Below are 12,193 nucleotides of genomic sequence, written 5' to 3'. Positions count from 1 at the left end.
GCGAAAGGACAATCTCGGGGAAAAGCGACGCCGGATACGTGACACCGCGCTGGCGGCTCACAGCCCTTCGGCGAATGAGGGGCATTTTAACGACAGGCTCGAAGTCGATATTTCTTCAATGCGACAACTAGTTACAGAAGCGCTTGAAAACCCACCACACGGTATTGACGGGGCCCGTTTCTGCTGATCCAGCAGCGCAGACTAAACCTGTCATAACAGCAAAAAGCGCGCCCATTATTGGCAAACCCTTTTAATCCGGCAAGCCCAGCGTGCCACATGGCGATTTAAAAGCCTTGCTGCGTCGTACTTTCCTACACAGAAACCCCAGACATGTCCCACAACGAAGCGCTGCGCGACAACGCCGTGTAAACCGGTAACAACCCGATATATATCCCTTTTCCCGTACCAGACGCCGAAAACGAAGGCGCCCCGTTCGGCTCTCACCAAACGGGGCGCTTCAGTCACAGGATCACTCAAGCAGCGTTCATGGCCTTGTGCGTGTCGATCAGATGCTGCACCACGCCCGGGTCGGCCAGGGTAGAGATGTCACCCAGCGCATCGTACTCGGCGGTCGCAATCTTGCGCAGGATGCGGCGCATGATCTTGCCCGAACGGGTCTTCGGCAGACCGGGCGCCCACTGAATGAAGTCAGGCGAGGCAATCGGGCCGATCTCCTTGCGCACCCAGTTGCGCAATTCGGTGCGCAGCGCGTCGCTCGGTTCTTCACCGCCGTTGAGGGTCACATAAACGTAAATGCCCTGCCCTTTCAGGTCATGCGGCACACCGACCACAGCAGCCTCGGCGACTTTCGGGTGCGCAACCATCGCACTTTCAATTTCAGCAGTGCCCATGCGGTGGCCGGAAACGTTGAGCACGTCATCCACACGCCCGGTGATCCAGAAATAACCGTCCTCGTCACGACGGGCGCCGTCGCCGGTGAAGTACATGCCACGGAACGTCTTGAAGTAGGTGTCGACGAAGCGGTCGTGATCGCCGTACAGCGAGCGCGATTGGCCCGGCCATGAATCGAGGATCACCAGATTGCCCTCGGCAGCGCCCTCGATGAGGTTGCCCAGGTTATCCACCAGCGCCGGAATCACACCGAAGAACGGACGTGTCGCCGAGCCAGGTTTCAGGGCGGTCGCGCCTGGCAACGGGCTGATCAGGATGCCGCCGGTTTCAGTCTGCCACCAGGTATCGACAATCGGGCAGTTCTGCTTGCCGACCGTGTTGTAGTACCAGGCCCAGGCTTCCGGGTTGATCGGCTCGCCCACCGAACCCAGCAGGCGCAGGCTGGAACCGTCAGCACCTTCAACGGACTTGGTGCCTTCAGCCATCATGGCGCGAATCGCGGTCGGCGCGGTGTAGAGGATATTGACCTTGTGCTTGTCGATGATCTTCGACACGCGGGTGATGTCCGGATAGTTTGGCACGCCTTCGAACAGCAGCGTGGTCGCACCATTGGCCAGAGGGCCGTAGACAATGTAACTGTGCCCGGTGACCCAGCCGACGTCGGCGGTGCACCAGTAGACTTCGCCAGGCTTGTAGTCAAAAACGCGCTCGTGGGTCAGCGCCGCATACAGCAGATAACCTGCAGTGGTGTGCAGCACGCCCTTGGGTTTGCCGGTCGAGCCCGAGGTGTAGAGAATGAACAGCGACTCTTCAGCACCCATCTCTTTCGGCGCACAGGTGCTGGACGCCACTTCCAGAAGCGAGTGGTACCAGATATCACGGTGACGGTTCCATTCGATCTCGCCCCCGGTGCGCTTGCAGACGATAACCTTCTGCACGCTGCTGGTTTCCGGGTTGGTCAGGGCGCGGTCGACGTTGGCCTTGAGCGCCGTCTTCTTGCCGCCACGCAGACCTTCGTCAGCGGTGATGACCACTTTGGAACTGCAATCGATAATCCGGCCAGCCAGCGCTTCGGGCGAAAAGCCGCCGAACACCACCGAGTGAATCGCACCGATCCGCGCGCACGCCAGCATGGCGACCACAGCCTCGGGGATCATCGGCATGTAGATGGTCACGACGTCACCACGGTGCACGTCCTGGCCACGCAGCGCGTTGGCGAACTTGCACACTTCGGCGTGCAGTTCGCGGTAGGTGATTTCCCGGTGCTCGGAAGGGTCATCGCCCTCCCAGATGATGGCGATGCTGTCGCCGCGTTCTTCCAGATGGCGATCCAGGCAGTTGTAGGCAACGTTCAGCGTGCCGTCGGCAAACCATTTGATATCGACACGGTGATCATCGAACGAGGTCTGTTTGACCACGGTGAAAGGTTTGATCCAGTCGAGGCGCTGAGCCTGTTCACGCCAGAAACCATCAGGGTTGACCACCGACTGCTGGTACATGGCCTTGTAGGTCGCTTCATCCGTCAGCGTAGTCGCTGCGACTTCTGGGCGGACGGGGTACAGGGAAGCTGCACTCATCTTGGTTACCTCGGTGGATAGTTGTTGTTTTATGCCCCTGTTGTATCCCGCCCCACCCGCAGGGGCCATTCGACGTTGGTCTTACCGGGCGGGGCCAGAGCTGCAAGCCATAAGCTGCAAGCTGCAAGCCATAAGCCGCAAGCCGCAAGCCGCAAGCATAAAGCCCGAAAGCTTGAAGCTTGAAGCTTGAAGCTTGCAGCTTGCAGCTGCCCTCAAGATTATTACCATTTTGATAAAAGCGCTTATCCAAAGTCTTTATATATGCGCTGTCGCAACAGGCATAGAATTCGATCCGCCAACAAGGCAGACATCAACTGCCCCCACGCAGTGTTGTTCCAACTCGAAAAACGTATCAGACCGCCTTAGCCCATGACGTCAAAAACGTGATGCGACGGCGCTCACTTTCAAAAAGGTAAACGACAATGAAAGCTTTATTAGTGGCATTGGCCCTGTGCGGTATCAGCAGTTTCGCCATGGCCGAAGAATCGCAGACCAAAGTGGCTGCGCAACAGGCGCGTGTCGAGCAATATACCTACGGCACTCATCTGGATATCGCACGGGTTATTTCCATCAGCCAGATCCCTAACGTCTGCGCAGTGGTCCCTGCGCGCATGGTGTATGAAGATTCGCAAGGCGCGCGCCACACCATGGGCTATCAGGTGATGGGCAACGGCTGCAGCAACGGTTGAGGCTTCTTGCCGTTGCAACCTGTGCACGACGCCTCGCCGCTCTTTATAAGGTGCGAGGCGCATGCACGAAGTGGCTGACACGACTAGCAATGAGCGAGTTATTTATCGACTGGATGCGGATCTGATTCGCGCCCTAATTCATAGTCGCGCAACTTGTTGGCAATCGTTGTATGAGACACCCCCAGGCGTTTGCCTAATTGGCGACTGCTGGGATGTTGCGCATACAGTTGTTCCAGCACCGACTTTTCAAAGCGCCCGATAATAGCGCCCAGCCCGCCCTCCAGCGACACTTCACTCAATCCTTGTCGCACGCCGTAATCCGGCAAACGAATGTGCTCGGCCTGCACCTTGCCGCCGTCACACAGCGATACGGCCTGAAACAATACGTTTTCCAGTTGCCGCACATTGCCGGGCCAGTGGTACTGACTCAGACGCTTGATGGCCGCAGGTAATATGCCGGGCAGCGGACAGCCTATCTGCCGGCTGGCCTGATCGATAAAATGCTCCACCAGAGGCTCAAGACCGTCCAGACAGTCGCGCAGTGGCGGTATATGCAGCGACAGCACGTTAAGGCGATGATAAAGGTCCTGCCTGAACATGCCTTTGGCGCACAGCTCCGAAAGATCGACCTGGGTCGAACACATCACTCGCACATCAAGAAACATGTCCTCGTCACTGCCGACCCGGCGAAAGCTGCCGTCCTGAATGAAGCGCAGCAGTTTGGCCTGCATACGGGCGCTCAGCTCACCTACACCATCGAGAAACAGCGTGCCGCCCGCGGTCAGTTCCAACAGCCCCAGCCGCCCTTCCGCACGCGCGCCTTCGAACGCACCAGGGTCATAACCGAACAGCTCAATCTCGGCCATGGACTCCGACAACCCGGCACAGTTGAGTGCCATCAGCGGTGACTGGCCGCGCGGGCTAGCCAGGTGACAGGCGCGGGCCAGCAATTCCTTGCCAGTGCCGGTTTCGCCCTCGATCAGCAGCGGCGCATCGAGGGGCGCCATGCGCCGCGCCTCGCGAACCACAGCAGCCATGACCTTCGAGCTCTGAAAGATGCTGTCGAAGCCACGCAGCTCCTGCTTGCGCACATGGTAGATGCGCTCGCCGACCCGATCCGCGCGGTGCAGCGTCAGCACGGCCCCGGCCATGGCTTCGCTGTCGTCATGTTCCGATTGCAGAGGTGCGATGTCGGCAAGAAACACATCGCCACATACCTTGACCCGCAGCCCATTGATCCGCGACTGGCTGGCGCGCACCAGCTCAGGCAGGTCGAAATCTTCGGCGTAACGCGACAAGGGCATGCCCGGCACTTCATCGACCCGCACGCCCAGCAACTGCGCAGCGGTACGATTGGCCGCAACGATCGCCCCGCCCATGTCGATGGACAACACCGGGAATTCCAGCGCACCGAGCAAGGCATTGAGCTCCATGTGCCGGCGCTCGCTGGGCATCAGCCCGACGCGCTTGACGCCGAACACCCCGGTGATCGCCTCGAACTTCGGGCGCAAGGCCTGGAACTGCAGGTTGATCAGGTTCGGGCAATGCAGATAGATCGCGTCACCGTGTTCGCCCCCCACTTCACCGCGCGCCACGTTGACGCCGTAAGCCACCAGCAGATCGAGAATGTCGCGAAGAATGCCGATGCGGTTCTGGCAGTGCACCTTGATGCGCATGAGTCATCGTCCCTGTGAGGGTATGTTTTTCATGAGTCGGCAAAATTAATGTCAACAATACGTTACGCATGCCCGCTTCGCGAGCGGCAGTATGCTTGATTTCAAGCCTCTTCCATCGCAAGCGTAAACTTTTCGTTACGAACCAGTGATCAAACCCATGCGCAGCCCTGCCCACACCCGCTGACGCGCCCTCGAAACCGGGTTATTCCTGAACACAGGCTTTTACAAGAACACTCTAAAAACACCAGCCTTTCGAGGACATCAGCATGGCCCAGACGCTTTACGTGGCACGCGAGCCGGACGCTTCGGGTTTCATCGATTACACGGCGGACGAACATGCGGTATGGAACACCCTGATTAACCGGCAGATGGAGATCGTCGAAGGACGTGCCTGTCAGGAGTATCTGGACGGCATCGAGCAACTGGGCCTGCCGCTCGATCGCATTCCTCAGCTAGGCGAAATCAACAAGGTTCTGGGCGCGACCACGGGCTGGCAGGTCGAGCGAGTGCCCGCGCTGATCCCCTTCCAGACGTTTTTTGAACTGCTGGCCAGCAAGCGCTTTCCGGTGGCGACGTTCATTCGTAGCGCAGAAGAACTGGACTACCTGCAGGAACCGGACATCTTTCATGAAATATTTGGCCACTGCCCGCTGTTGACCAATCCATGGTTTGCCGAATTCACCCACACCTACGGCAAACTCGGCCTGAGCGCGAGCAAGGAACAACGCGTGTACCTGGCCCGGCTGTACTGGATGACCATCGAGTTTGGTCTGGTCGATACACCGCAAGGACGGAAAATCTACGGCGGCGGCATCCTTTCTTCACCGAAGGAAGCGTTGTACAGCTTATCGGCAGCCCCCGAACACCAACCTTTCGATCCGCTTGAGGCGATGCGCACACCTTATCGCATCGACATTCTGCAACCGCTGTACTTTGTCCTGCCGGATCTGAAGCATCTGTTCGACCTGGCGCAGCAAGACATCATGGCGCTGGTCGGGCAAGGCATGCAGTTGGGCTTGCACGCTCCCAAGTTTCCACCTAAAACCAAAAGCCACGCCGCCTGACGCTCGGCCCGCTATCCGAAAAGGACACTCTGCTTATGACCACCTTGAATCAAGCCCACTGTGAAGCCTGCCGTGCCGATGCGCCGCAGGTCAGCGAAGCCGAATTGCCGGAACTGCTCAAGCAGATCCCGGACTGGAACATCGAGGTCCGCGACGCGGTGATGCAGTTGGAAAAAGTGTTTCTGTTCAAGAATTTCAAATGGGCGCTGGCGTTCACCAATGCCGTGGGCGAAATTGCCGAAGCGGAAGGCCATCACCCGGGCCTGCTCACCGAGTGGGGCAAGGTGACCGTGACCTGGTGGAGCCACTCGATCAAGGGCCTGCATCGCAACGACTTCATCATGGCCGCGCGCACGGATGAAGTGGCCAAGGGTGCAGAAGGCCGAAAATAAAATGATCAGCGGGCAGCGGACCCTGCTCACGCGGTCCGGCCCAATGAAATCAAGCTGCTCAGCGCCTCGCGAGGCGAAAAGCCAGACAGTGAAAAAGCCATTTTGTTTCACGATCAGGGCAATCGGGGTAAAAAAATATCCTGATTGTCATTTTCAGTGAGTTATCCTGCGCATGCTTTTTTAAAGCACGGTTCTATCTGCAACCCCTTGCGAGGAGCGACGACGATGCATGAAATCCCTAACTTCCCACCAGGCCAACAGGAACCACAACAGTCGACTCTGGCTCAGCAAGAGCTTGGTCAACTTGTAGCAATGAAAGCAGCACCCTCGGCTCAAGACAGCCAAAAAGCCGGACGCAAAGACTGAAGGCGATTGTTTTCAGGCGTATCGAAAAACGGTTTTGCCGGTTTTCAATACGCCTGGAAAACCAGCAACAGGCAAACAGCAGATTTTTATGAGCGACTTCACTGAAACCCAAGCCAGCGCCCTGATTGGCACCGCCGAGAAAATGATCGAGATCTGGTCACGCCTCAGCCCGGAAAAACAGAGCGCCCTGCTCGCCCGTTTCGGTACTCAGGAAAACGCCTTGGCCGCTCTTGTGACGACGCACCTTGTGTCACCCAGAGACAAATAGCCCTCTCCATTCAGGTTTATTTCAATCTGTTGCACCTGCATCGCCCGATGCATCGGTATGATAAGCACTTCGAGAGCTTGCTAAGGGTTTTTCCCCGCCCGCTCGAACGCCATGCCCGCAAAAGAATGAAAGCCCGCCCCATGTCCGAGACACAGCAAAACACACCACAAACCCCGATGGCCGTTACGCTGACCGTCGTGTCCATCGTGATGTTCACCTTTATCGGCTACCTGAACATCGGCATCCCCCTCGCCGTTCTGCCCGGCTACGTCCACAGTGATCTGGGCTTCGGTGCAGTCATCGCCGGGCTGGTCATCAGCGTGCAGTACCTGGCCACGCTGATCAGTCGCCCCTGGTCGAGTCGCATCATCGACAATCTGGGCAGCAAGAAAGCTGTGCAGATCGGGCTGACCGGTTGCGGGCTGAGCGGTGTGTTCATGCTGGTGCCGGTGTGGCTGGACAGCTGGCCGATGGCGAGCCTGGTGATTCTGCTGATTGGCCGGGTGATCCTTGGTGCGGCGGAAAGCCTGGTCGGTTCTGGCTCGATTGGTTGGGGCATCGGCCGGGTCGGCGCGCAGAACACCGCCAAGGTCATTTCCTGGAATGGCATCGCCAGCTACGGCGCGCTGGCCATCGGTGCGCCACTGGGTGTGTGGATGGTTGACGAACTCGGCCTGTGGACAGTGGGTGTGAGCATCATGCTGCTGTGCGCGCTGGGGCTCTACCTGACGTGGCATAAAGAGCCCGCGCCGATCGTGCAGGGCGAGCGACTACCATTCATGCATGTACTCGGACGAGTGTTTCCGCATGGCATGGGCCTGGCGTTGGGCGGTATCGGTTTCGGCACTATCGCGACGTTTATCACCCTGTATTACGCGAGCAACCACTGGCCGAACGCCGCGCTGTGCCTGACGCTGTTTGGTGGCAGCTTCATCGCCGCGCGCCTGCTGTTCGGCAGTCTGATCAATCGCCTGGGCGGCTTTCGAGTGGCGATTGTCTGTATGTCCGTGGAAAGCCTGGGGCTCTTGCTGCTGTGGCTTGCGCCCACTCCGGACTTGGCACTGGCTGGCGCGGCGCTGACCGGTTTCGGCTTTTCGCTGGTGTTCCCGGCGCTGGGCGTGGAAGCGGTCAATCTGGTCCCGGCGTCAAGCCGAGGCGCTGCAGTGGGCGCCTACTCGCTGTTCATCGACCTGTCACTGGGCATCACCGGCCCACTGGCAGGCGCCATTGCCGCCGGTTTCGGCTTCGTCTCGATCTTCCTGTTCGCGGCACTGGCGTCATTCACCGGGCTGGCGTTGAGCGTTTATCTGTACAAGCAGGCGCAGGTGCTGCGCCAGTAATGATCGGTGCTCATAGTCATACAGGTCCTGAACAGCCCGAAAAGCGGAGTTTTCAGGCTGCTGCCCGCAGGGCGTAGGAGCGAACTTGTTCGCGAAGGCATTGTTTTGAACGCCAAATCTTCCGCGACGGTACGGGCCCTTTCGCGAACAAGTTCGCTCCTACGTTCGAGCGTGGGAACGGGGCTTTTGTAGGAACTTGTTCGCGAAGGTGGTGTTTTGAACGCCAAATCTTCCGCAACGGTACGGGCCCTTTCGCGAACAAGTTCGCTCCTACGTTCGAGCGTGGGAACGGGGCTTTTGTAGGAGATTCTATGGTTTTGGCAAAGCCCTCAAGCCACTTTTGTTTGATATTCGCTCTGGTTCTTTAACAGAGCGAAGACTACTCGAGCCAACTTTCGGGAGAGCATGACCAGCGCTTGAGTTGTACTAAAGCCACGCTTTCTCTGCTCTTCATAAAAAGGCTTCCAGGCCGGCGTACGGCTCCCGGACATAGCCGCGTTGTGCAGCAACCGTCGGGCTTCTGGATCGCCGCGTTTGGTCAATCGACGAGGTCCATCACTTTGCCCTGATTTGGATACTTTCAGGTCCAGCCCAAGAAACGCGATAAAGGCGTTCGCTCCGCTGAACTCGCCTCGCTGAAAAGAAGTGACCAAGCGAGCTGCAGTCAGAAAGCCGATCCCTTCTACTTTCATACAGCGGTTGACCTGCCTCATCAGCCCGGCTTCCTGCAGTACATCGCGAATCTTCTTTTCAACGAGCGCCTCAAATCGTTTCATCGAGTTGACCTGATTGGCGAACGCTGTTCTCAGAAAAGGCTCGTTGGTCCAGCTTTGTACCAGGCCAGTACGAGCCTGAACCAAGGCTGCACGACGTCGGAACAGGCTCAGAAGCTGCCGATAAAGCGGGCTCGCAGGTATCCAGGGCCGCAACTCATCAAGCTCGTTTTTCAGGTATCGGGCCAACAAACGAGCATCTTGGGCATCGGTTTTGGCGCGTATGTTGACGCCTTTACGGTAATGACTGAGCTGATAGCCATCCACCATATAAACGTCACAGCCTGCTTCGTGGGCCGCATCCGCGAACAGGACGTGATAGACGTTAGTGGCTTCGATGGCGATGGCGCAGCTGCTCGCCAAGGCCTTCAGCCATTGGGTGATGGCGACTTTGGTATTGGGGATTGCCTCAAGTCGATCATATTGATCGTGGTAGATCACCAGCTCATTCTTGGCGACATCTACACCGATGATCGGTTTTTCCAGAGTAACCCGCATTGCCATAACGCCTCCTCGGGGATAAGGTTTACAGACTTGAAGGGGCCACCCAGAGGCGCAGGCTTGTTTCTATCGTAGGTTGTGAGCCTTAAGCATTCTTTATCGGCGCTTGGGTGAAAGGAGGAGGGGTGAAATCTCCTACGGGTCTGTACTGCGCGAACAGTCAGAAGCGAACTAAGTCCCTCCTCCTCCCTTCAAGTCTTACCATACAAGCGAACTTGTTCGCGAAGGCATTGTTTTGAACGCTAAATCTTCTGCGACGGTACGGGCCCTTTCGCGAACAAGTTCGCTCCTACGTTCGAGCGTGGGAACGGGGCTTTTGTAGGAACTTGTTCGCGAAGGTGGTGTTTTGAACGCCAAATCTTCCGCAACGGTACGGGCCCTTTCGCGAACAAGTTCGCTACGTTCGAGCGTGAGGGCTTTTGTAGGAGCGAACTTGTTCGCGAAGGCATTGTTTTGAACGCTAAATCTTTTGCGACGGTACGGGTCCTTTCGCGAACAAGTTCGCTCCCACGGCCTGCGGCCAGAATCAAGCGTAGGCTTTTGTATAGCGCTGAGCACTGCGTGGCACGAGACTGAAAAACACCTCAGAAATCCACTTTCCCGCGTCCGGCCTTGATCGAGCCGCGTTTGCTCTTGGACTCCAGGCGCCGGGTCTTGGAGCCGAGCGTCGGACGGGTCGGGCGGCGTTTCTTTTCGACCTTGGCCGCGTTGACGATCAGCTCACTCAAACGCAGCAAGGCATCGGCACGGTTCTGCTCCTGGGTCCGATACTGCTGAGCCTTGAGCACGATCACGCCGTCGCTGGTAATCCGGCTGTCACTCAACGCCAGCAGCCGTTCCTTGTAAAACGGCGGCAGCGATGAGGCGTTGATGTCGAAACGCAAATGCACCGCGCTGGAGACCTTGTTGACGTTCTGCCCGCCCGCGCCCTGAGCACGGATAGCGGTCAATTCGATCTCTGCATCCGGCAGATGAACGTTGTTGGAAATCACCAGCATAGGGGTCTCTTCTTCTCGGAAACGGGCAAGGCTATTTGCCAGACTGTGCAGATAGGACAACGCTACGCCTGTTTTTGGCCCGGTAACAGACCCACATCACCGCCAGCCACACAGGTATCGCATAGACCGATATGCGGATGCCGGGGATCATCAGCATGATGCCGAGGATAAACACCACAAAGGCCAGGCACACATAGTTGCCATACGGATACCACAGCGCCTTGAACAGCGGCACCTGGGCGGTCCGGTTCATGTGTTGGCGGAATTTCAGGTGCGAGTAGCTGATCATCGCCCAGTTGATCACCAGCGTGGCCACCACCAGCGACATCAACAGTTCCAGCGCCTGCTGCGGCACGAAATAGTTGAGCAGAACCGCGACCAGTGTCACGGCGGCAGAGGCAAAGATCGCCTTGACCGGCACCCCGCGTTTGTCGACCTGGGCCAGCGCCTTGGGCGCATCACCCTGCTCGGCCATGCCCACCAGCATGCGGCTGTTGCAGTAAGTGCCGCTGTTGTAGACCGACAGCGCTGCCGTCAGCACCACAAAGTTGAGGATGTGCGCAGCCGTGTCGCTGCCGAGCATCGAGAACACCTGCACGAACGGGCTGCCGCTGTAGGAATCGCCAGACGCATTGAGGCTGGCTAGCAAGCTATCCCACGGCGTCAGCGATAAAAGCACCACCAGCGCGCCGATGTAGAAAATCAGGATGCGGTAAATGACCTGGTTGATCGCCTTTGGGATCACGGTCTTCGGCTGTTCGGCTTCGGCAGCGGTGAAACCGAGCATCTCCAGGCCGCCGAAGGAGAACATGATGATTGCCAGCGCCATCACCAAACCACTGACACCATTGGGAAAGAATCCGCCATGCTCCCAGAGGTTACTGACCGAGGCCTGCGGGCCGCCGCTGCCACTGACCAGCATGTAACTGCCCAGCGCAATCATGCCGATGATCGCCACCACCTTGATGATCGCGAACCAGAACTCGGTCTCGCCGAAGACCTTGACGTTGGTCAGGTTAATGGCATTGATCAGCACGAAGAAGGCTGCCGCGGAGACCCAGCCCGGGATGTCCGGCAACCAGTAATGAATGTATTTGCCGACGGCGGTCAGCTCGGACATGCCGACCAGGATGTACAGCAGCCAGCAATTCCAGCCCGACAGGAACCCGGCGAAACCGCCCCAGTAGTTGTGCGCGAAGTGGCTGAACGAGCCGGCGACCGGCTCTTCGACGATCATCTCGCCCAGCTGGCGCATGATCATGAAAGCGATGAAGCCGCAGATGGCATAACCGAGAATCATCGACGGCCCGGCTGATTTCAGCACGCCCGCCGAACCGAGAAACAGGCCTGTCCCGATGGCACCGCCCAAGGCGATCAACTGGATGTGTCGATTCTTCAGGCCACGTTTCAGTTCGCCCGAGGGTGAGGTTGTTTCACTCATTCAATAGCCACCTGATCGATCTTGTTCTGTGACGGAATAGAACCTGCTGCGCTCGTGGCGCAACAGAATTGCAGCGCCAGAGGCGGATGGCCTAAAGCGTTGAACAGCACTGTTTCACAGAAAAAAGCGCAGCATTGTACACGTGCAACCCGGCTGAGGTTCAAAACAGGGAGGTCGATGCGCGACGGCAGTGTGACAGCGCTTTTCAGAGCGACGAAAACGACAACGCCAGCCCTGTGGACTGGCGTTGCCATTC

At 57.9% G+C, this 12,193-nt stretch carries 11 protein-coding genes; 5 read left to right on the top strand and 6 right to left on the bottom strand.

The genetic code is table 11. The features are described from left to right. Window positions 1–473: 473 nt before the first annotated feature. Window positions 474–2,429, bottom strand: a complete 1,956-nt coding sequence (gene acs / locus JOE34_RS14045; protein WP_003342595.1) for an acetate--CoA ligase — start codon at window positions 2,427–2,429, stop codon at window positions 474–476. A gap of 422 nt (window positions 2,430–2,851) precedes the next feature. On the opposite strand from acs, the gene JOE34_RS14040 reads away from it, so the two are divergent. Continuing rightward, the gene (locus tag JOE34_RS14040) at window positions 2,852–3,118 is read left to right on the top strand and encodes a DUF2790 domain-containing protein (RefSeq protein WP_003342597.1); all 267 of its coding nucleotides are present in this window, start codon (window positions 2,852–2,854) and stop codon (window positions 3,116–3,118) included. Window positions 3,119–3,216: 98 nt separating this feature from the next. Here the strand turns inward: JOE34_RS14040 and JOE34_RS14035 are convergent, their stop codons facing one another. Beyond that, a complete protein-coding gene (locus tag JOE34_RS14035) occupies window positions 3,217–4,794 on the bottom strand; it encodes a sigma-54-dependent phenylalanine hydroxylase transcriptional regulator PhhR (RefSeq protein ID WP_046266075.1) in 1,578 nt (525 codons plus the stop codon). A gap of 266 nt (window positions 4,795–5,060) precedes the next feature. Between JOE34_RS14035 and phhA the strand changes: the two genes are divergently transcribed. From phhA to JOE34_RS14015, 4 genes are all read left to right on the top strand, one after another. Next, window positions 5,061–5,858, top strand: coding sequence for a phenylalanine 4-monooxygenase (phhA, locus tag JOE34_RS14030; protein WP_046266074.1), 798 nt, complete (start codon window positions 5,061–5,063; stop codon window positions 5,856–5,858). 35 nt (window positions 5,859–5,893) lie between these two features. Next, window positions 5,894–6,250 carry a 4a-hydroxytetrahydrobiopterin dehydratase gene (locus JOE34_RS14025; protein ID WP_003342603.1) on the top strand — a complete coding sequence of 119 codons (357 nt, stop codon included), beginning with the start codon at window positions 5,894–5,896 and terminating at the stop codon, window positions 6,248–6,250. A gap of 454 nt (window positions 6,251–6,704) precedes the next feature. After that, window positions 6,705–6,884: a hypothetical protein gene (locus tag JOE34_RS14020; protein ID WP_004416884.1), complete on the top strand. Its 180-nt coding sequence runs from the start codon at window positions 6,705–6,707 to the stop codon at window positions 6,882–6,884. 140 nt (window positions 6,885–7,024) lie between these two features. Beyond that, complete coding sequence (locus JOE34_RS14015) at window positions 7,025–8,224, top strand: MFS transporter (RefSeq protein WP_046266073.1); 1,200 nt, start codon at window positions 7,025–7,027, stop codon at window positions 8,222–8,224. A gap of 329 nt (window positions 8,225–8,553) precedes the next feature. On the opposite strand, the gene JOE34_RS14010 is transcribed toward JOE34_RS14015, so the two are convergent. The 4 genes from JOE34_RS14010 to JOE34_RS13995 form a co-directional block, all read right to left on the bottom strand. Beyond that, window positions 8,554–9,501 (bottom strand): IS110 family transposase, encoded by a 948-nt coding sequence (locus JOE34_RS14010; RefSeq protein ID WP_209995143.1) that lies wholly within the window; start codon window positions 9,499–9,501, stop codon window positions 8,554–8,556. A gap of 581 nt (window positions 9,502–10,082) precedes the next feature. Continuing rightward, entirely contained in the window at window positions 10,083–10,496 is a 414-nt protein-coding gene (arfB, locus tag JOE34_RS14005; RefSeq protein ID WP_003314723.1) for an alternative ribosome rescue aminoacyl-tRNA hydrolase ArfB, read from the bottom strand. Between the two features lie 31 nt (window positions 10,497–10,527). Continuing rightward, on the bottom strand, window positions 10,528–11,937 hold the full coding sequence (locus JOE34_RS14000; RefSeq protein WP_004416880.1) for an amino acid permease: 1,410 nt from the start codon (window positions 11,935–11,937) through the stop codon (window positions 10,528–10,530). Further along, window positions 11,934–12,191: a hypothetical protein gene (locus tag JOE34_RS13995; RefSeq protein WP_229621075.1), complete on the bottom strand. Its 258-nt coding sequence runs from the start codon at window positions 12,189–12,191 to the stop codon at window positions 11,934–11,936. Before JOE34_RS13995 ends, JOE34_RS14000 begins: the two co-directional genes overlap by 4 nt. Between the last annotated feature and the right edge of the window lie 2 nt (window positions 12,192–12,193).

It is taken from the genome of Pseudomonas sp. PvP028 (assembly GCF_017832255.1).
Taxonomy (GTDB): domain Bacteria; phylum Pseudomonadota; class Gammaproteobacteria; order Pseudomonadales; family Pseudomonadaceae; genus Aquipseudomonas; species Aquipseudomonas syringae.
Note: the sequence above shows the minus strand (reverse complement) of the source record. Positions and strands in the feature narration are given on the sequence as shown.